Here is a 19491-nt window from a genome sequence, read left to right as displayed (position 1 = left end):
GATCAACGTGCGCTACCCGCGCGAGGTGCGTGACTCGCTCGAACGCCTGCGTCAGCTGCCGTTCGTGACCGAGCAAGGCGCGACGGTGCTGCTGCAGGACGTCGCCCGCATTTCCATTCAGGACGGCCCGCCGATGCTGCGCAGCGAGAACGCCCGGCTGTCCGGCTGGATCTATGTCGACGTGCGCGGGCGCGACCTGCGCTCGGTGGTGCACGCGATGCAGGCGGTCGTGGCCAGCCAGGTGGCGCTGCCGGCGGGGTACGCGGTGTCGTGGTCGGGCCAGTTCGAGTATCTGGAGCGCGCCACCGAACGTTTGCGCGTGGTCGTGCCGGCCACGCTGGGGCTCATCTTCGCGATGCTGTACCTGCTGTTCCGCTCGGCCGGCGATGCGCTGCTGGTGATGGTTGCCGTGCCGTTTTCACTTGTGGGCGGCTTTTGGCTGGTGTGGGCGATGGGGCATGCCGTCTCCGTCGCGACGGCGGTGGGGTTCATCGCGCTGGCCGGCCTGGCGGCAGAGTTCGGGGTGGTGATGCTGGTCTACCTGAAGAATGCCTACGCGCAGCGCCTTGCGGCAGGCGAGCAGGACGACGAACAGACCCTGCTGGCAGCCATTCGCGAAGGCGCCGTGCTGCGTGTGCGCCCCAAGGCCATGACGGTGGCCGTCGTCATGGCCGGCTTGCTGCCCATCCTGCTGGGGCAGGGCACGGGCTCGGAGGTGATGACGCGGATTGCCGCGCCGATGGTGGGTGGCATGGTGACGGCGCCGCTGCTCAGCATGCTGGTGGTGCCGGCGGCCTGGTACTTGGTCCATCGGCGCCGTGTGCGGGCGCGGCGATGACGTGATCGCCCTCGGCCGCGATGACGGCACGAGGACGATGCTGGCAGCACCGGCCGCGACGAGTTCGAAGCCGCTCCCACCCGGCCCCCCGGTGGCGGGGCTTCGGCTGCGTGATCAGCGCGCGCTGGCCACCGCGTCCCTGACCTGCTCGGCCAGCACGCGGGGATCGACCTCGCGCAGCGGCGCACCGTTGATGAAGAAGGTCGGCGTGGCGCGCACGCCGACCGCCTGCACATCGGCCATGTCCTGCTGCAGCAGCGCGTCGGCCGCGCCGGTGGCCACATGGGCACGCGCGCGCTCCATGTCCAGGCCGGCCGCGCGCGCGAATTCCCAGGCGCGGTCGGGCTGGGGCGCGCCGTGGCTGGCCCAGACCGGCTGGCCCTCCATCAGCGCCTGCAGCACGGGCTCGAAGAGGCCCTGCGCGCGCGCCGCCTCCAGGATGCGCACGCCCACGACCGACGCTTCCTGGTGGAACGGGGTGTAGCGCACCACCAGCCGCACGTCGCGCGGGTGCTCGGCCAGGATCTGCTTGACGTAGGGGTGAAAGGCGCGGCAGGCCTCGCAGGCCGGGTCGAAGAACTCGACGATGGTGACGGGCGCCGCAGCCGGCCCCAGCACCGGCGAGTGGGCGCGCACCATCACGTCCTGCTGGGCGCTGGCCTGCTCGGCCGCCTGTTGTTGGGTGTGGCGCTGGTACAGCAGCGCGGCGGCAACGAAGGCCGCCAGGGCGACGAGGGCAGTGATCAGAACGGTGAGGGTGCGTCGGGTCATGGGGTGGCTTTGGAACGTGAGAAGAGCACCAGCACGGCGATGGCGCTGAACGCGACCAAGGCCAGCAGCGGCAGCGGCAGGGCGCCGAGGACGGTCATGTCGGCGCCGGTGCACGGCACGCCCTGGCTGCAGGGCGTGATGCGCTCGGGGATGAGCCCGGCGTAGAGCAGGCTGTGAAAGCCCGCCACCAGCACGCCGCCGAGCGCCAGCGGCAGTGCGTAGAGCCAGGCGCCCGGATCCTGACGCAGGCACGCCACGCCCAGCACGATGGCCAGCGGAAACATGAACGCGCGCTGGAACCAGCACAGGTTGCAGGGCGCCTGGCCCATGACCTCGCCGACGAACAGCACCGCCAGCGTGGCTGTGAGTGACAGCAGCCAGGCAGCGAACAACGGCGCCCAGCGGGCGCGTGGCGGGGCGGGCAGGGTAGCGGCCACAGGGGCTGTGCCTGGGGCGCGCGCGGCCGTCACAGCCAGCGCCGCACGCGGGCGGCGTAGGCGTCGAAATCGGCGCCGAAGCGGGCGCGCAGGGCAGCCTCTTCTGGGCCGATCTGCAGGCGGTTCAGGTACAGCACGAACAGCGGCAGCACCAGCAGGGCCGACAGCGTGCCCAGCACGAGCGCCCAACCCAGCAGCACCAGCGCGAAGCCCAGGTACATGGGGTTGCGCGTGCGGTGGTAGATGCCGCGCACCACCAGTGTGCTGGCGGCGCCGGGGTGCATCGGGTCCACGGTCGTGCGGGCGCGGCGAAAGGCCAGCACGCCTGCCACGCACACCGCCACACCTGCCAGCGCGACGACGGCGGCGCACAACAGCCGCCATGGCCCGGCCGGGGGCAGTCGAACGCCCGCCGGCAGGGCCCACATGGCGGCAGCGGCCAGCGCAACCAGTGCCAGCGGCGGCAGTTTGAGTGCCAGCCAGGGCTGCGGCGGGCGTCGGCCCAGCGGGTGGTCGGTGCGTGGGGTCATGTGCGTAGGGGCATCGCGTGGCGCGACGTGGTGGCAGGGGAGGGCGCGACGATACGACCTGCAGCCACATGCGAGTCACGCGCCACGCCCAGCAGCCTTGGGAAGGCTCGGGATATGCGGCCCCGGCAAGGCTGAGCGGGGGGCGATTCAGTGCACATGTTGGTGGTGGGCATCGGGCACATGAGGATGGACATGCTCCATGGGACTGTGGCAATGCGGATGGCTGTGCGTGTCGGTGGGCATCACGCCATGGCTGTGCAGATGGTGACCATCGTCGTGGCTGTGCGCGTGCTCGTGCTCCAGGGCTTCATGCGTGTGGGCGTGCGCATGCCGCTCTGCCAGGTGCAGCACAACACCGCAGATCATGAACGCGCCCCCCAGCCCCATCAGCCAGGACCCTGAGCGTTCGCCCAGCGCGAAGGCGCCCAGGGCGCCGATGAAAGGCGCGAACGCGAAGACCGAACCCGTACGTGCAGCCCCGAACGCGCGCTGCGCGAGCAGGTAGAAGCGCAGGCTCAAGCCGTAGCCGGTGGCGCCCACGGCCATCAGTGCCAACGCCGCACCCAGGCCAGGCAGGGGCTCGCTCCACGCCCAGCCCATCAGCACGGTGGCCAGCGTGCCCAGCACGGCCTTGACCATGACCACCTGGCCGGGGTCGCGGTCTGCCACGCCCCGCGACAGCGTGTTGTCCACGCCCCATGCGACGGTGGCCATGGTGACCGCCAGCAGCCCGAGCAGCTGTGCCTGGCCGGCCAGGCCTTGCTCGAGCACGAGCACGACACCGCCGAGCAGCAGCAAGGTGAGGGCCGCGATGACACGCTTGTCCAGCGTCTCGCCATACCAGCGCCACGCCAGGACGGCCGTGAACACGGCCTCCAGCGTCAGCATCAGCGAGGCGCTGGAGCCGCTGGTGCGCTGGAGACCCCAGGCCAGCGCGACCGGCCCGACCACCGCGCCCATGCCGGCCATGGCCAGCAGGCGCGGCAGATCGCCACGCCGCAGTTGCGCCTCGCGCGTCGCAGGCCGGCGCAGCAGCATGGCCACCAATGCGGCGCCGGCATAGAGCAGCGCCGCCGTGGTGAACGGCCCGATGCCGGCCCCGAAGCCCTGCACCAGCGGCGTGCTCAGGCCGAACAGGGCTGCGGCCAGCAGCGCAAGCCCTCCGCCACGCAGCGCGGGTGAGGTCCGGTCGCGCCGCATGGCTTTACTGGCCCGTGAAGTTGGCGGCGATGAAGTTGCCAGGCAGGCTGTAGAACATGTACAGCGTCTGCTTGCTGGCGTCGGTCACCGCGGGGTTCTTGAAGGTCAGCTTCCACTCCTTGCCCTTCTTGCCATCGACGGTCTCGACCTTCTCGGGCTTGATGGCACTCCATGACTTGTCGATCTTGCCGCCCTTGACCAGCGCCTGTTTGCGTTGGTCGGCGCAGCCGGCGACGACCGACTCTTCGGCAGGCTTGGCGCCGTGGAAGTGGCAGCTGCCGCCCTCGTTGGCGTGGGCAGCAGGTGCCCAGGCAGCGGCGGACAGGACGATGGTGGCGATGAGAGATTTGGTCATGATGGGATCCTTGATGCGGTGAATGGAGGACGAAAGGAGGGCGGTCTTACTTGAGCGTGTTGCGGCTGTCATCCTGGGTGTTCTCGATGTTCATGTCGTCGTGCACATGGCGGTGTTCCAGGGCAGGGAAGCGAAAACTGTCGGGGTGCGCATCGTGCTGGTAGCCGTGCAGCTGGGTGAACAGCAGATACACGCCGGCGTAGACCAGCGCCAGGTTGGCCGCGTAGCTGAACCGCTTGAACGAGGGCCGATGCCGCCAGGCGGCCAGCAGTGCCACCATGGCCGCCAGCGCTGCGATCTGGCCCAGTTCCACGCCGACGTTGAAGGAGAGGATGCGCCCGAGCATCGCCATCGGGTCGTCGCCCAGCGGCAGCTGCTGCAAGCGCGTGGACAGGCCGAAGCCATGCAGCAGCCCGAAGACGAACACGGCCCCCAGCAGGTTCGGCGATTGCATGTCGAACACGCGTTGGAAGCCGCCGTTGTTGTCGAAGCCCTTGTAGATCACGCTTGCGGCAATGATGGCGTCGACCAGGTAGTAGTTCCAGGTGATCTGCAAGTAGGTCGCAAACACCAGCGTGATGCAGTGGCCGATGGTGAAGACGGTCACGAACTTGGCCACGTCCTTGAACGTGGTCAGGAAGAACACCACGCCGAACAGGAACAGCAGATGATCGTAGCCCGTCAGCATGTGGCTGGCGCCCAGGCCGACGTACTGCAGGTAGCCACCTTCGAGCATGCGCTGGCGGTCTTCCTCGGAAATGCCATGGGCCAAGCCCAGTAGCGGGATGCAGCCCAGCAGCAGCAATGCCGCCAGGCGATGTCGAATGGTTCGGGTCATGGACCAGGTCCCTGTGGGTGTTGGATCAGACCGGCCTGGCCCGTCGCGGTGCGACGGCTGGCCAGGTCGAAGATGTGCGTTCAAGACGCGGCGGCGCCTTGGGTGGGGCTGCCAGCGAGCGGGTAGGGTGTCAGCGAAACGCCGGCGTGGCGACGGCTAAGAGCGGCCGTCGCGAAAGCCCGTCAGGCCAGATCAGCGCTGCGCTGCGGAGGTCGCAAGGCGCGTTCGAGAAAGACAGGTGCGTGTCCGGCACCCGCGCTGGCCACCAGCACCGAAGGCTGGGGCTCGCCAGCGGCAAGCGCCATCGCGGGTGGCAGGCCGGGCAACTGCGCAGCCTGGTTGGCGTGCTGGTGGGGCGACTCGCTGTGGTCGTCTTCGAGGTGCAGCGTCTGGTCGGCGTGGTGGTGATGGTCCACCTCCTGCGCATGCACGACCATGTGCGCGATGCCAGCCTTCTGCTGGTCAAGATGGACCGGTGTCAGCCAGGCCAACACCTGCCAGACCATGGCAAGCAGCAACAAGAGGGCCCGGCGCTGGTTCGTCACGGCGCCAGTGTAGGGTTGAGCCGCTTCGATGCGGATTCGACGCCGTTTACCCACGCCCGTGCTGAGGCTTGGTGGGCTCACCCCAACGGCACAGCCAGCGCACGTACACCAGCTCGCAGACCAGCTCGACCAGCGTCTGCAGCACGATGACGGCCGGCAGCAGCGGTACCGCGCCCGGCACCGCCAGGGCCAGCGGCAGCACCACCAGCGAATTGCGCGTGGCGGCGCTGAACGCGACGGCGCGGCCCTGCGCAGGGGCCAGCCTCAAGGCGCGGGCGATGGCCCAGCCCATGAGCGGCGCCACCAGCGCGAAGGCCAGGTAGACCGGCAGTGCGGCCAGCGCAGCGTGCAGCGCCGCGCCCAGGCGCGGCACCACCGCCGCGACGACGACGAACAGCACGGCCGCCGTGGCCGGCACCGGCAGCCAGCCCAGAGCGTCGACCACGCGCGCACCTGCCGGGCGGCGTGCTGCCCAGGCCTGGCACGCCGCAGCCAATGCCAGTGGCACGGCGATCAGTGCCACGAACGCATGGGCGAACGGCTGCCAGCGCAGCAGGCCTGCCGCCGCATCGCCCAGCAGCAGCCACAGGTAGACCGGCAACAGCACCATCTGCAACGCCAGCAGCACCGGCGTGGCGGCCAGCAGCGCGCGGGCATCGGCCCGGCCCAGCTGCGCGAAGGTGACCACGTAGTCGATGCAGGGCGCCAGCAGCACCAGCGCCACGCCCAGGCGCAGCAGGGGCACATCGGGCAGCCAGGGCAAAAGCGCCGCTACCAGCAAGGGCACGGCCACGAAATTGGCCAGCAGCAGCGCGCTGAGGAAGCGCCGGTCGGCCCCCGCCCGGCGCAGCGCGGCCAGCGGCACCTGCAGAAAGGTGGCGAGCAGCATGAGCGCCAGCAGCGGGTCGATGGCGACCGACCAGGCTGCGGTGCCCGGCCACGCCCAAGCCAGCGCGGCGCCGGCCAGCACCGCGGCGAAGTACACGGCACTCTGGTGGTGTTCGAGCGTCTGGCGGGGGGGCACGGGCATGGGCAGCAGGGGGGCGCCAGGGAGGCAGTGGCGATGGCGCCGCGCATTGAAGCACGGGGGGCGCGGGACGGGGCGGCCGTCGGGAGTACTGTCCTCCGCACGGCCTGATAATTCAATGATCGTTGTACTATCGAGGCATGGTCGGCATGGCCGCCGTATCCTCACCCGCCGGGCCCGCCCAGGCCAGTGCGCACCCAAGCCCCTGACGCAGCACCACCGATGAGCACCTTCACGATCTTTCACAACCCCGACTGCGGCACCTCGCGCAACACGTTGGCGCTGCTGCGCGCGGCCGGTGCCGAGCCCACCGTCATCGAATACCTGAAGACCCCGCCCGACCGCGCCACGCTGCAATCGTTGATCGCGCGCCTGGGCATGCCCGTGCGCGACGTGTTGCGCCGCAAGGGCACACCCTACGACACGCTGGGCCTGGAGGCCGCGCATTGGACCGACGCGCAGCTCGTCGACCAGATGCTGGCCCACCCGATCCTGATGAACCGCCCCATCGTCGTGGCGCCGCGTGGCGTGCGGCTGTGCCGGCCGTCCGATCTGGCGGTGGGCTTGCTGCCCGAGGGCGCGCGCGTGGACCTGCGCAAGGAAGAAGGCACGGCCTTTCTGGCCGAATCCGCCATCGACGCTGCCGACCCGGCGTTGGCCGCGGCGCTGCACGAGGCGGGCCTGCCTGCCGACGACCTGGCAGAGCCGGGCCGCCGCTTCTTCGCCTATGACGCGCTGGACGGCACGCGCCTGGGCTATGGCGGCATCGAGCCGCTGGGCGACGACGCGCTGCTGCGCTCGCTGGTCGTGCTGCCGGCAGCACGCCGCCAGGGCGCTGGCGGCACCATCGTCGCGCTGCTGCAGCGGCGCGCCTTCGACACCGGCGCGCGCCGCGCCTGGGTGCTGACGACCGACGCCGCCGCGTATTTCGAACGGGCCGGCTACAAGCCCGTGGCGCGCGACGCTGCGCCCGCAACCGTGCTGGCCACCGCCCAGGCCACCCGCCTGTGCCCCGCCAGCGCCGTGCTGCTGCAGCGCAAGCTGGCCCTGTGATGACGGCGCCGCTCGACGATCTGCCGCAGCTGGTGGCCGAACACTTCCAGCTGCCGCAGCAGGCCCGCCTGCAGGCCGCGCCGCCTACGCACGCGCCGCGATTCCTGTTCCTCTACGGCTCGCTGCGTGAACGGTCCTACAGCCGTCTCGTGGCCGAAGAGGCGGCCCGCCTGCTGCGCGCCATGGGTGGCGAGACGCGCTTCTTCGACCCCACCGGCCTGCCGCTGGCCGACGGCGCGCCCGAGGACCACCCCAAGGTACGCGAGCTGCGCACCTTGGCCGCCTGGTCCGAAGGCATGGTGTGGTCGTCACCCGAGCGCCATGGCGCCATGACCGGCCTCATGAAGACGCAGATCGACTGGATTCCGCTGGCCGAGGGAGCGGTGCGCCCGACGCAGGGCAAGACGCTGGCGCTGCTGCAGGTCTCGGGCGGCTCGCAATCGTTCAATGCGCTGAACCAGATGCGCGTGCTGGGCCGCTGGATGCGCATGCTGACCATCCCCAACCAGTCGTCCGTGGCCATGGCCTACAAGGAGTTCGACGACGCCGGGCGCATGCGTGCATCGGCCTACTACGACCGCGTGGTCGACGTGATGGAGGAGCTGATGAAATTCACGCTGCTGACCCGCGCCGTCTCGCCCTATCTGGTGGAGCGCTACAGCGAGCGCAAGGAGAGCGCGCAGGCGCTGTCCAGGCGACTGGCGCAAACGTCGCTGTGAGCGTGCCGGCCGACACGCCGGCCAACACGCAGCCCGATGCGCCGGCCGATGGGGCCTGGCGCGTCTTTCTGATCTTCCTGAAGCTGGGCCTCACGTCGTTCGGCGGCCCGGTCGCGCACCTGGGCTACTTTCGCACCGAGTTCGTGGAACGCCGCCGCTGGCTGAACGACCGCGCCTATGCCGAACTGGTTGCGCTGTGCCAGTTCCTGCCCGGGCCGGCCAGCAGCCAGGTCGGCATGGCGCTGGGCCTGGGCCGGGCTGGCGGCTGGGGCATGTTCGCGGCCTGGGCCGGCTTCACGCTGCCCTCGGCCACCGTGCTGGTGCTGCTGGCCCAGGCCATCGTGCAGCAGCCGGACTGGGCCAACGCCGGCTGGGTGCACGGTTTGAAGGTGGCGGCCGTGGCCGTGGTCGCGCAGGCCGTGCTGGGCATGGCGCGCACGCTCTGCCCGGACCGCCAGCGCGCCACGCTGGCCATGGCTGCCGCGCTGGTGCTGCTGGCGTGGTCGTCTGCGCTGGCGCAGGTGGTTGCGGCTGCCGGCGGTGCCGGCGGGGGCGGATGCGTCCAAGTACGCCAACGCCGGCCATGCGGGCAACGCGGCCAACGCCGCCAGGGCGGCCGACGTGGAGAACGTGACGAACACGGCGAGGCCATCGATCGTGGCGCCGGCGCCCTTCTCGCGCCGGCTGGGCATCGCCGCGCTGGTGCTGTTCCTGCTGCCGCTTGCGCTGTTGCCCCTGTGGGCCGCCGCCAGTGGGTCGAGCACGGCCGCGCTGGTCGATGGTTTCTACCGCGCCGGTGCGCTGGTGTTCGGCGGCGGCCATGTCGTGCTGCCGTTGCTGCAGGCCACCGTGGTGCCCACGGGAGCCGTGGGCAACGCCGAGTTCCTGGCCGGCTACGGCGCGGCCCAGGCGGTGCCGGGGTCGCTGTTCACCTTTGCCGCCTACCTGGGCGCCGTGGCGCAGGGGCGGCTGCAAGGCTGGTGGGGCGGGCTGGCGATGCTGCTGGTGGTCTTCGCGCCGTCCGCACTGGTGCTGTTGGCCGCGCTCCCGTTCTGGCAGACGCTGCGCCTGCGTCCGGGTGTGCAGGCCGCGATGGCCGGCGTCAACGCTGCGGTGGTGGGCGTCCTGCTGGCGGCGCTGTACGATCCGGTCTGGACCAGCGGTATCCAGAGCCGGGCCGACTTCGGGCTGGCGCTGGCGGCCTGGGGCCTGCTGGTGATCGGCAAGCTGTCGCCGGTGTGGGTGGTGTTATTGGCAGGTGTCGCGGGCCAGCTGCTCGCCTAGCTGCGCAGCCGGTCGCTTTGGATTGACGCACGCTGGCACGTCTGTTCGATTAATGCGCCAATTCCGCCACATATTTGCTTGCATGTCGTGCATGTTTGGCGTGCAATCGCGCCATGGCCTCCATCTCTTCCATCGCGGGCAGCGGCATGCAGGCAGCGCAGCAGCAGCTGCAGGCGTCCGCGCACAACGTTGCCAATCTGCAGTCGCCGGGGTTTCAGCGTCACGAGGTGCAGCAGCAGGCGCGCCCTGACGGCGGCGGTGTGGACGCCACCACGCGCCGCGCGCCAGCGCCCGGTGCGTCCCTCGAAGCCGATGTGATCAACCAGCTCGCGGCGAAGAATGCTTTTGTCGCCAGCGTCGCCGTGTTCCGCACGGGGGACCGCATGGCCGGCGCGCTGCTGGATGAGCGCGCCTGACCCTTTCGGTCCTGGGGCCTGTGCCGGCAGCCGGCTAAGCGCCGAAGCGCGCGACCGATCGCGCGCGGGCCCTGGCCGCTTCCTCGTCCCGGTTCTTGGGCGGCGCCGACGTGACGAGCGACGCCACCAGCGCGCTGGCGGCCAGCGTCACCTGCTCCACCGCTTGCTCGAACGCCGCTTCGTTGGCCTTGGACGGCACGCTGAAGCCGCTGAGCTTGCGCACGAACTGCAGCGCCGCGGCACGCACTTCCAGCTCGGTCGCCGGGGGCTCGAAATTGAAGAGGGTTCGGATGTTTCTGCACATGGTGGGCTCAGCTGAATCGGTGGCCTTCGACTCTGCCTGAGATTTCAGCGGGCCGACACTGCAGGGACAGCCTTTGGATCTTCACGCCAGGATCTGCGGGGCCAGCCTGTGGTCTTCCAACAGCCTGCGGAACCGCAGAATCGTCGTCTCGTCGGGCACGACGGTGTCCCAGTTCAGGCCTGCGAATTCACGGAACAGCGGCACGTCGTGTAGCGCCTCTCCATCGCCGGATCGCTCAGCGCGAACCACTGCTGCATAAAGTGCACGCGCGGCATCGTCTCCACTGCGAAGGGCGGGCGACCGCGCGTGCCCTCCGGTGCGTATGGCGTGATCAAGGCAACCAGTGCTGCCCACGGCATCACGCGTTCCATCTCTGCAAGGAACTCGCGGTTGCGGCGCATGCGTGCATCGGCCTACTACGACCGCGTGGTCGACGTGAGGACCTGATGAAGTTCACGCTCCTGACCCGTGCCGTCTCGCGCTACCTGGTGGTGCGCTACAGCGAGCGCAAGGAACGCGCGCAGGCGCCGTAGCAGCGTTTGGCCCTGACATAGTTGTGAGCACGGCGGATGCAAACGTTACATTTGTTGGTGCTTCAATTGCACGAATAAGTCCGCCTATTGGCTTGCTTGTCGAGCGAGTTGGGCGTGCAATCGTGCTATGGCCTCCATCACTTCCATTGCCGCCAGCGGCCTGCAGGCAGTGCAACAGCAGCTGCAGCCGTCCGCGCACAACGCAGCGAATCGGAGTTTTGCCGGCAAGAGGTGCAGCAGCAGGCGCGGCGCCGATGGTCGCGTTGTGGACGCCACCAGCGGAAAGCACTGCCCCAAGCATTGACGCCAGTGCCAGGATGACCGACGTTTGAACTCAATTGCTCAAGTCGCGAAATCCTGGTGGGAGATTATCTTGAAACATATATGCAATGTATCAATCGCAGTTTTGGACGGTCAAGCCATTCGTCACGGCGACTTTCTACCTCGGCTGCAGCAGACCGAATACTTGCCTTCGATATTCTCGGATGCGTCAGCGCTGTTAACAGCGCTCGCTCTCGGACATCGATTCGAACTGTTGATGCTCCCCGTTCAGCAACAGGCTATGCAAATGGAGCAACTGACGATGGTGTGCAAGACCCTCAGTATGCCAATACTTGTGGTGACAATGCCGCGGCATGCGGACATGGAGCAATCGGGGGCTGAGGTGTTTTTACGGAGCTCTCACGTCGATCTTGTCAGTGCGGACGCTACGGACATTGAAATCGATTGGCGCGTACGCGCGCTGCTTCGGAGAACCCAAGCATCCACTCGGGTGCCGCACCGGCAGCGGGACCTGGTGGTAGGTGGCTACACGTTCGTCGAAGATCAGCGCGCCGTGCTTCTTCATGAGCGGCGCATCACTTTGCAGCCACGCCAGTTCGAGCTGGCGCGTGAGCTCTTTCTGAATGTTGATACGGTTTTGTCTCGTGATCGGCTATTGTTATCGTTATGGGGAATGGCATCGCCGCAAGAAGGCGCTCGGTCGCTGGATGTTTGCGTGACAAATGTGCGTAAGAAACTTGAACTTCGATACGAGAACGGATTCACTTTGCGTTCTGTCTATCGTCTTGGCTACATACTGTCTTCCATGCATCAACCAGCGCCGATTTCTAACCAGACCGTCCGCAGGGTGACCGACCGCCGTAGTCCGGCCACTTCAGAGTTGGCGTAAACCGGCGATTATTTCCGACGACGGGAGGTTGTCGGCGCCGATCGGGTGCGGGAGCTTGCCTCGCAGCGCCCGCTGGACCAACGCCCTTCGATTGCCCGATCGCAAGAACAAATCAGCCCAAATCCACTTTCTCAACGAGAAAATCGAGCAAGGCGCGCACTCGCGAGGGCAGATGACCTCCTTGCCCGAGGAAGACTGCATGTACTTCCTCCATGTCACCTGGGTTGGAATCTTCCAGCACCGTTTGGAGCCGTCCGGCCGCAATGTCGTCTTTGACTTGGAACGCCGCTAGTCGCGCCAGGCCGAGTCCGGCGAGGGCCAGGCGGCGCAGCGCTTCCCCATCGCTGACTTGAGCATTTCCGGTCGTCGCCACGTAGATGGTTTGGCCTTGGTCGAGCAGCGGCCATCCCTCCATCGCCCGCGCATAGTTGAAGCACAACCGGTTGTGCTGCTCCAGGTCGGCCGGGTGTATCGGCATGCCTTGGCGCTCTAGGTACGCAGGGGCGCCGACGATGACCATGCGGGTTGCGCCGAGCTTGCGTGCGAGCAGGCGCGAACTCTTGAGCGGACCGGCGCGTACGGCTACGTCTGCGCGCTGTTCGAGGATGTCGATCACCTCGTCCGTCAGCACGATGTCGAGCGTGATGTCGGGGTGTCTGGCCAAGAACTCAGGCACCAGCGGGAGCAGGAAATGCTGGCCGAACGGCACGTTGGCATTTACACAGAGCCGACCGCGTGGCGCATTGTTGGTGGCGGCGCCGCGCTCCGCTTCTTCCAGGTCGGCCAGTACGTTGACGCTCCGCTCGTAAAACACGCTGCCCTCGGGAGTGAGCTGAATCTGGCGCGTCGAGCGATTGAGCAAGCGCACTCCCAGCCGGCTTTCGAGCCGCCCTACCAACTTGCTCACAGCCGAGGGCGTCATGCGAAATGCCCGCGCGGCGGCTGAGAAGCCGCCTAGCTCGACCACGCGGACGAAAACCTCCATCTCTCCCGATCGGTTGACATCCAGACGCGCCATATGAAGTGAACTCACAAGTGCTGTGCCGTTGAGCAGTCTATCGCATAGGTTGATTTGAATTCACAATTTATTCATTCTCATCAAATGAATTCACAGATCGCCGACCCATACCACTCGCCCTCTAAGCTTCTCCCGAACCCAGTTGACTGAAAGCAAGGACCCACCATGACAACGAACCCTGTTGGCCGCCTTTTCGCTCACCGCTCTGTCCGCCGACTGGCATGGCTCCATCGACTCATGGCGCTCACGCTGGCGGCCGCGGTTGCCGTGCCTGGTGTCGTGAACGCGGCCGAACCCAGCGCCTGGATTGGCACGTGGACTGCCAGCCCACAACCGATCTGGGGGTCCGACTTCGCCTTTCCGACCAATATTCCTGCGACGTTGCAAGACCATACCCTCCGGCAGGTGGCTCGCATCAGTCTGGGCGGCGAGCGTATCCGCATCGTGCTGTCCAACGAGTACGGCACCCAGCCACTGGTAATCGGTGCCGCGCATATCGCGCTGGCTGCTGCTGGATCTGCGATCGTCACCGAAACGGACAAACCGATTACTTTCGGCGGCAAATCCTCTGCCGTCGTGCTGCCGGGTGCTCCGCTGGTGAGCGACCCAGTCGATTTGGCGGTCGCGCCCTTGGCTAGCGTAGCGGTCAGCGTCTTTCTACCGAAAGAAACACAGGCCACCACCTTTCACTGGGATGGTCGCCAAACGGCTTATCTGGTGAATGGCAATCAAGTCGCGGCTCAGCGCATCGATACAGATACCACCACGGACGCGCGCATCTTCCTTAGCGGCATCCAGGTCGAAGCTCCTGCAGCTGCCGGTGCCGTGGTCGTGATCGGCGACTCAATCACCGACGGCAATGGTGCAACCATCGACGCCAATTCGCGCTGGCCCGATTTCCTGGCCGCTCGCCTGGCTCCAAAACACGTGGCGGTGCTCAATGCCGGCATCTCTGGCGCACGCTTGCTCGGCGATCGAATGGGCGCCAATGCATTGGCGCGTTTCGACCGGGACGTGCTGAGCCAACCGAAGGTCAAGACTGTCATCGTGCTGCTCGGCATCAACGACATCAGTTGGCCGGGAACAGCGTTCGATCCCCACGGCATAACGCCATCGGCCGACGTACTGATCTCAGGCTATCGCCAGCTTGTCGCTCGCGCACATGCCCGTGGTGTTCGGGTCGTCGGCGCGACACTGACACCGTTCGAGGGTGCACTGCCTGGCACGCCGCTGGACAACTACTACCAAACTTACAAAGACGAGTTGCGTCAGCAAATCAATGCCTGGATACGCACCAGCGGCGAATTTGATGGAGTACTCGACTTCGATGCGCTGGCAAAAGATCCTTCGCATCCAACGCGTCTCAAGCCGGAATTCGACTCTGGCGATCATCTGCACCCAGGGGATCGCGGCAACAAGGCAATGGCCGAGGCCATCGACCTGGACGCGCTCTTCTAGATGGATCGGGCGCACCTTTCATCTACATCACAAAAGAAAGTCCCTCATGAAAATCGATCTCTCAAGCAAGACCGCCATCGTCACTGGCTCAACGGCCGGGATAGGCTACGCCATCGCAAAAGGCTTGGCGCAGGCTGGCGCCGAAGTGGTGGTGAATGGCCGCACGGCAGCCGCTGTGGAACATGCCGTTGCCAAGCTGACCTCGGAAGTTGCACAAGCGAACATCCGCGCTGTGGCGGCCGACGTCGGCACCGCCGATGGCTGCGCGGCACTGGTGGCTGCGCAGCCATCGGCCGACATTCTGGTGAACAACGTCGGCATCTACGGGCCGCAAGACTTCTTCGAGATTCCGGATGCCGAATGGACGCGCTTCTTCGAGGTGAATGTCATGTCGGGTGTGCGCTTGTCCCGTGCCTATCTACCGGGCATGGTGCAACGTCATTGGGGCCGTGTGTTGTTTCTGTCGTCGGAGTCGGCGCTGAACATCCCCGCCGACATGATCCACTACGGCTTCACCAAGACAGCGAGCCTCTCGATCTCGCGTGGTCTGGCCAAGCGCGTCGCCGGTACGGGCGTTACCGTCAATGCCATCTTGCCCGGCCCGACCTTGTCGGATGGCCTGGAAGCCATGCTGAAGGAAGAGCAAAAGGCATCGGGCCTGTCCATCGAAAAGACAGCTGCCGCCTTCGTGATGAAGCATCGCCCCAGCTCGATCATCCAGCGCGCGGCGACCGTCGAAGAGGTGGCCAATCTGGTTGTCTATGCCGCTTCTCCCCAGGCTTCGGCCACTACCGGCGCGGCGCTCCGGGTGGATGGCGGGGTGGTCGAGACAATCGCATGATGCTGTGAGAGCGCCACCTTGGCCTTGAATGCAGCTGAGCGGTGGCGACGGGGTCTTCTGCTCAGCTGTCAGCTCCTGATCACGGGCTCTGTCCTCGCCCAACGGAGCAGCCGATCCACATTGCCGCGTGTTCAGAATTGCGGAACCGGCTCTCCCTGCCGCAGCTCACCAACGACATGACCTACCCCGCCGTCAACAAGTCACCCCCCCATCGATCACCAGACTCTGCCCCGTCATGAACGCCCCCGCCTGCGACGCCAGAAACACCGCTGCGCCGGCGATCTCGTCCGGCTCGCCAATGCGGCGCAGCGGCGTGGTGGCGGTGCGCTTGGCGAGCGTCTCCTCGTCTTCCCACAGCGCGCGCGCAAAGTCGGTCTTGATCAAGCCTGGCGCGATGCAGTTCACGCGCACGTTGTGCGGCCCGTACTCCACGGCCAGGTTACGCGCCAGCTGCATGTCGGCCGCCTTGGAGATGCAATAGGCGCCGATGATGGGTGAGCCGCGCAGCCCGCCGATGGACGAGACGATGACGATGCTGCCGCGCTTGCGCTCGATCATCTGCGGCGCCACGAAGCCGATCAGCCAGTGGTTGGCGATGACGTTGTTCTCCAGGATCTTGCGGAACTGGTCGTCTTCGATGCCGGCCATCGGCCCGTAGTAGGGGTTGCTGGCGGCGTTGCAGACCAGCGTGTCGACCGGGCCCAGCTGGCGCGTGGTCTCTTCCACCAGCCGCCGCAGGTCGTCTTTGGACGAGATGTTGGCCGGGATGGCAATCGCCGCGCCCGCGCCGTGCGCCTTGCAGATCGCGTCGCGCACCTCTTCGCAGGCCGCAGCCTTGCGCGAGGAGATGACGACCTTGGCGCCTTGCTCGGCCATGCGCTCGGCAATGGCCCGGCCGATGCCGCGAGACGAGCCCGTGATGATGGCCACCTGGCCGGCCAGCGAGAACAGTGACATGTGTTGTCTCCTTCGGTTGTAGGGAGGCGGCAGCATGCCACGGGGCCGCAGGCCGCGCTGGCCCGCAGGTGACTGGCGCGCGAGCGGCCGGCCAGGGCTCTCCGCTGCACATTGCCTTGATGTCCAAGACTATCGCGTCCTGGTCCCTGCCCCATGCAGTGTTTTCGACCATGGCGCTGCAGCGCCTGGCGCCGCACACTGCGCGCTACCGTTTGTCGTCCGATCAATAGCCGCTCAGGCAGAGGGCATGGTCGTGTCGATGGAACTGCTGCGATCATGTGGCTGCGGGATCCGTCGGCAGGGGCCAGCCAGCCAGGCCGGCGCCAGGCGGAAGGTTTGGAAGGTCTGCATGTCCTGGGTCGTGCGGGCTGGCATCGACAGCGGTACAGGGGTGGACAGGCATGAAATTCCCAGACGATTTCCTGTGGGGTGCGGCAACCGCCGCCTACCAGATCGAAGGCTCGCCCCTGGCGGACGGTGCGGGGGCCTCGATCTGGCACCGCTTTTGCCACACGCCGGGCCTGGTGCGCGGCGGGGACACCGGCGATGTCGTCTGCGACCACTACCGCCGCTGGCCCGAGGACATCGCGCTGATTCGGCGCCTGGGGCTGCAGAGCTACCGCTTCAGCATCGCCTGGGGCCGCGTGCTACCGCAGGGCACGGGCGCCGTGAACCAGGCCGGCCTCGATTTCTACGAGCGTCTGGTCGACGCCCTGCTCGAAGCCGGCATCGCGCCCAACGCCACGCTCTACCACTGGGACCTGCCGGCAGCCCTGGACGACCGCGGCGGCTGGCTCAACCGCGACAGCGCCGACTGGTTCGCCGAGTACGCCGAGCGCGTGTTCCGCCGCCTGGACGGCCGCGTGAAGATGTGGACCACGCTCAACGAGCCCTGGGTCGTGATGGACGGCGGCTACCTGTCGGGCGCGCTGGCGCCGGGGCACCGCAACCTGTACGAGGCGCCGATCGTGTCGCACAACCTGCTGCGTGCCCACGGCAAGGCGGTGCAGGCCTACCGCGCCAGCGGTGCGCACCGCATCGGCCTGGTCGTGAACCTGGAACCCAAGTACCCGGCCACCGATGCGCCAGCGGACCGCGCCGCCACGCGCCGCGCCCATGCCTACATGAACCGGCACTTCATGGACCCGGTATTCCGCGGGCGCTACGACGAGGTGCTGGTGCGGATGTTCGGCGCAGCCTGGCCGGCGTTTCCACCACCTGACCTCGACCTCATCCGTACGCCCATCGATTTCCTGGGCATCAACTACTACACGCGCAACGTGGTGTGCGACGACGCGGGCCGCTTCCCGCTGCCCATCGACCGGCCGGTGCAGCCCGGTGCGACCTACTCGGACGACCTGCGCGGCTACTACGCCTGGTCGCTGCTGGACAACCTGGAGTGGTCGCACGGCTACTCCAAGCGCTTCGGCCTGGCGCATGTGGACTTCCAGAACCAGCGGCGCACGCTCAAGGAGAGCGGCGCCTGCTACGCGCGTGTGATCGCCAGCAATGGCCAATGCCTGGTCGACGAGATGTGATGCCATGACCTTCTCCATTTACCCCACCACCGCCATGCCCACGCTGGTCTCGCGCCGCCAGTTCTGCCTTGCCGCGTTGGCCGCGGCGTCCAGTCCGGCGTTGGCCGCAGCGCCCGCGCCCGCGCCCGCGCTGGCAGGCCTGCCCGTCGACACCACCCGGGCGGCGCCGGCCTTCGCGTTCGACAAGCTGCAGCGCCAGACTTTCAATTACTTCTGGGAGACCGCCCATCCGGTGACGGGCCTGGTGCCGGACCGCTTCCCCACGCCCACGTTCTGCAGCATCGCCGCGGTCGGCTTCGGCCTCACGGCCTACGGCATCGGCGCCGAGCGCGGCTACGTACGGCGCGTGCAGGCCGCGGCGCGCACGCGCAAAACGCTGCGCTTCCTGCTGAATGCACCGCAGGGCGAGGCAGAGGTGGGCATGGCCGGCCACCGTGGCTTCTTCTACCGCTTCCTGCATATGGGGAGCGGCCGGCGCTACGGGCAGATCGAACTTTCCAGTGTGGACACCGCGCTGTTGATGGCCGGCGTGCTGTTCGCCGGCCAGTATTTCGACGGCGACGGCCCGGTGGAGCAGGACATCCGCCGACTCAGCGCCGCCTTGTACGAGCGCGTGGACTGGCAGTGGATGCAGGCCCGCCCGCCGGCCATCGCCCACGGCTGGCTGCCAGACGTGCGCAAGGCGCCTGCGGACCTGCTGGTCGCGGGCAGCGACCACAGCGCCAGCGCGAAGGCGCGCCACGCGGGCTTTCTGAGCCTGGACTGGGTCGGCTACAACGAGTCCATGCTGGTCTACATCCTGGCGCTCGGCTCGCCCACCTACCCCGCGCGCGGCGACGCCTACGCCGCCTGGACGCGCGGCTTCGAAGCCCACTGGGGAACCGTCGAAGGCCAGACCCACCTGAGCTTCGGCCCCTTGTTCGGCCACCAGTACAGCCAGGTCTGGCTGGACCTGCGCGGCATCCGCGACGCGTTCATGCGCAGCAAGAACATGGACTACTTCGAGAACTCGCGCCGTGCGACCCACGCGCAGCGTGCCTATGCCGAGCGCAACCCCATGGGCTGGAAGGGCTACAGCGCCACCATGTGGGGGTTGGCCGCCTGCAACGGCCCGGCCGATGTGGTGCGCAACATCAAGGGCACGCCGCGGCGCTTTCGCACCTACGCGGCACGCGGCGTCGACCTGGCCGGCATCGTGGACGACGGCACGATTGCGCCCACGGCGGTCGCCGCGTCCCTGCCGTTCGCACCCGAGATCGTGCTGCCGACCCTGGCCAGCATGGTCAGCAAGCATGGCCCGTACATCATGGGTTCCTACGGCTTCTTCGACGCCTTCAACCAGAGCGTGCCGGCCGATGTGACGTTGAGGCACGGCAGCATCAAGCCGGGCTTCGGCTGGGTGGACACCGACTACCTGGGCATCGACCAGGGCCCCATCGTGGCCATGTTCGAGAACTACCGCAGCGGCCTGGTCTGGGAGCGCATGCGCAGCAACCCTGCGGTGCGGCTGGGCCTGGAGCGTGCCGGTTTCGAGGGCGGGTGGTTGAGCGAGGGCGACGCGGACGAGGTGTCGTGAGCGCCGCGCCGGGCCGCCCCAAGCAAGCTCGCACCGAAGGCGTAGCCGAAGGTACCCCAGTGAGCCTCGCCCGGCCGCCCGA

21 protein-coding genes and 3 pseudogenes are annotated in these 19491 nt (G+C 67.5%); 12 read left to right on the top strand and 12 right to left on the bottom strand.

The genetic code is table 11. The features are described 5' to 3' along the window. Positions 1-838, top strand: an 838-nt coding sequence (locus AC099J_RS26080) for an efflux RND transporter permease subunit (protein ID WP_479618199.1), incomplete at its 5' end; no start/stop codon positions are given. Between the two features lie 114 nt (positions 839-952). Here the strand turns inward: AC099J_RS26080 and AC099J_RS26075 are convergent. The 8 genes from AC099J_RS26075 to AC099J_RS26040 all read right to left on the bottom strand — a co-directional run bounded on the left by AC099J_RS26075 (position 953) and on the right by AC099J_RS26040 (position 6544). Further along, positions 953-1609 carry a DsbA family protein gene (locus tag AC099J_RS26075; RefSeq protein WP_479618198.1) on the bottom strand — a complete coding sequence of 219 codons (657 nt, stop codon included), beginning with the start codon at positions 1607-1609 and terminating at the stop codon, positions 953-955. Further along, positions 1606-2046, bottom strand: coding sequence for a disulfide bond formation protein B (locus tag AC099J_RS26070; RefSeq protein ID WP_479618197.1), 441 nt, complete (start codon positions 2044-2046; stop codon positions 1606-1608). Before AC099J_RS26070 ends, AC099J_RS26075 begins: the two co-directional genes overlap by 4 nt. 29 nt (positions 2047-2075) lie before the next feature. Continuing rightward, positions 2076-2576, bottom strand: a complete 501-nt coding sequence (locus AC099J_RS26065) for a methyltransferase family protein (RefSeq protein WP_479618196.1) — start codon at positions 2574-2576, stop codon at positions 2076-2078. Between the two features lie 147 nt (positions 2577-2723). Next, the gene (locus tag AC099J_RS26060; protein WP_479618195.1) at positions 2724-3776 is read right to left on the bottom strand and encodes a DMT family transporter; all 1053 of its coding nucleotides are present in this window, start codon (positions 3774-3776) and stop codon (positions 2724-2726) included. Between the two features lie 4 nt (positions 3777-3780). Next, complete coding sequence (locus AC099J_RS26055) at positions 3781-4131, bottom strand: DUF6488 family protein (RefSeq protein WP_479618194.1); 351 nt, start codon at positions 4129-4131, stop codon at positions 3781-3783. A gap of 46 nt (positions 4132-4177) precedes the next feature. Continuing rightward, complete coding sequence (locus tag AC099J_RS26050; protein WP_479618193.1) at positions 4178-4969, bottom strand: HupE/UreJ family protein; 792 nt, start codon at positions 4967-4969, stop codon at positions 4178-4180. Between the two features lie 182 nt (positions 4970-5151). After that, complete coding sequence (locus AC099J_RS26045; protein ID WP_479618192.1) at positions 5152-5514, bottom strand: hypothetical protein; 363 nt, start codon at positions 5512-5514, stop codon at positions 5152-5154. Positions 5515-5560: 46 nt separating this feature from the next. Then, positions 5561-6544 carry an arsenic resistance protein gene (locus tag AC099J_RS26040; RefSeq protein WP_479618191.1) on the bottom strand — a complete coding sequence of 328 codons (984 nt, stop codon included), beginning with the start codon at positions 6542-6544 and terminating at the stop codon, positions 5561-5563. A gap of 219 nt (positions 6545-6763) precedes the next feature. Here AC099J_RS26040 and arsN2 point away from each other — a divergent pair, with 219 nt between their 5' ends. From arsN2 to AC099J_RS26015, 5 genes and pseudogenes are all read left to right on the top strand, one after another. After that, positions 6764-7594 (top strand): arsenic resistance N-acetyltransferase ArsN2, encoded by an 831-nt coding sequence (gene arsN2, locus AC099J_RS26035; RefSeq protein ID WP_479618190.1) that lies wholly within the window; start codon positions 6764-6766, stop codon positions 7592-7594. Then, positions 7594-8313: an arsenical resistance protein ArsH gene (arsH, locus tag AC099J_RS26030; RefSeq protein WP_479618189.1), complete on the top strand. Its 720-nt coding sequence runs from the start codon at positions 7594-7596 to the stop codon at positions 8311-8313. The genes arsN2 and arsH overlap by 1 nt, the downstream gene beginning before the upstream one ends. Further along, positions 8310-8801, top strand: a pseudogene (locus tag AC099J_RS26025) (chromate transporter); the annotation flags it as partial. The gene arsH and the pseudogene AC099J_RS26025, both read left to right, overlap by 4 nt. Positions 8802-8970: 169 nt before the next feature. Beyond that, on the top strand, positions 8971-9597 hold the full coding sequence (locus AC099J_RS26020; RefSeq protein ID WP_479618188.1) for a chromate transporter: 627 nt from the start codon (positions 8971-8973) through the stop codon (positions 9595-9597). Positions 9598-9710: 113 nt separating this feature from the next. Continuing rightward, the gene (locus AC099J_RS26015) at positions 9711-10013 is read left to right on the top strand and encodes a flagellar basal body protein (protein ID WP_479618187.1); all 303 of its coding nucleotides are present in this window, start codon (positions 9711-9713) and stop codon (positions 10011-10013) included. 34 nt (positions 10014-10047) lie between these two features. Here the strand turns inward: AC099J_RS26015 and AC099J_RS26010 are convergent, their stop codons facing one another. Both AC099J_RS26010 and AC099J_RS26005 read right to left on the bottom strand, forming a co-directional pair. After that, the gene (locus AC099J_RS26010) at positions 10048-10317 is read right to left on the bottom strand and encodes a DUF2277 domain-containing protein (protein WP_479618186.1); all 270 of its coding nucleotides are present in this window, start codon (positions 10315-10317) and stop codon (positions 10048-10050) included. Positions 10318-10404: 87 nt separating this feature from the next. Next, positions 10405-10718, bottom strand: a pseudogene (locus AC099J_RS26005) (transposase); the annotation flags it as partial. Between AC099J_RS26005 and AC099J_RS26000 the strand changes: the two are divergent. Together AC099J_RS26000 and AC099J_RS25995 are read left to right on the top strand one after the other, a co-directional pair. Beyond that, positions 10714-10850, top strand: a pseudogene (locus AC099J_RS26000) (arsenical resistance protein ArsH); the annotation flags it as partial. The pseudogenes AC099J_RS26005 and AC099J_RS26000 overlap by 5 nt on opposite strands. A gap of 328 nt (positions 10851-11178) precedes the next feature. After that, the gene (locus AC099J_RS25995) at positions 11179-12021 is read left to right on the top strand and encodes a winged helix-turn-helix domain-containing protein (protein WP_479618185.1); all 843 of its coding nucleotides are present in this window, start codon (positions 11179-11181) and stop codon (positions 12019-12021) included. A 112-nt stretch (positions 12022-12133) separates the two neighbouring features. On the opposite strand, the gene AC099J_RS25990 is transcribed toward AC099J_RS25995, so the two are convergent. Continuing rightward, positions 12134-13039 (bottom strand): LysR family transcriptional regulator, encoded by a 906-nt coding sequence (locus AC099J_RS25990; protein WP_479618211.1) that lies wholly within the window; start codon positions 13037-13039, stop codon positions 12134-12136. A 237-nt stretch (positions 13040-13276) separates the two neighbouring features. On the opposite strand from AC099J_RS25990, the gene AC099J_RS25985 reads away from it, so the two are divergent. Continuing rightward, complete coding sequence (locus AC099J_RS25985; RefSeq protein WP_479618210.1) at positions 13277-14497, top strand: SGNH/GDSL hydrolase family protein; 1221 nt, start codon at positions 13277-13279, stop codon at positions 14495-14497. Between the two features lie 46 nt (positions 14498-14543). Beyond that, a complete protein-coding gene (locus AC099J_RS25980; protein ID WP_479618184.1) occupies positions 14544-15338 on the top strand; it encodes an SDR family NAD(P)-dependent oxidoreductase in 795 nt (264 codons plus the stop codon). A gap of 192 nt (positions 15339-15530) precedes the next feature. Here the strand turns inward: AC099J_RS25980 and AC099J_RS25975 are convergent, their stop codons facing one another. Continuing rightward, positions 15531-16295 (bottom strand): SDR family NAD(P)-dependent oxidoreductase, encoded by a 765-nt coding sequence (locus AC099J_RS25975; protein ID WP_479618183.1) that lies wholly within the window; start codon positions 16293-16295, stop codon positions 15531-15533. Between the two features lie 401 nt (positions 16296-16696). Here AC099J_RS25975 and AC099J_RS25970 point away from each other — a divergent pair, with 401 nt between their 5' ends. Further along, entirely contained in the window at positions 16697-17833 is a 1137-nt protein-coding gene (locus AC099J_RS25970; RefSeq protein ID WP_479618182.1) for a family 1 glycosylhydrolase, read from the top strand. Positions 17834-17837: 4 nt separating this feature from the next. Then, positions 17838-19409, top strand: coding sequence for a glucoamylase family protein (locus AC099J_RS25965; protein ID WP_479618181.1), 1572 nt, complete (start codon positions 17838-17840; stop codon positions 19407-19409). Positions 19410-19491 lie beyond the last annotated feature (82 nt).

Source organism: Rhodoferax sp. RT4P68 (assembly GCF_056521305.1).
Note: the sequence above shows the minus strand (reverse complement) of the source record. Positions and strands in the feature narration are given on the sequence as shown.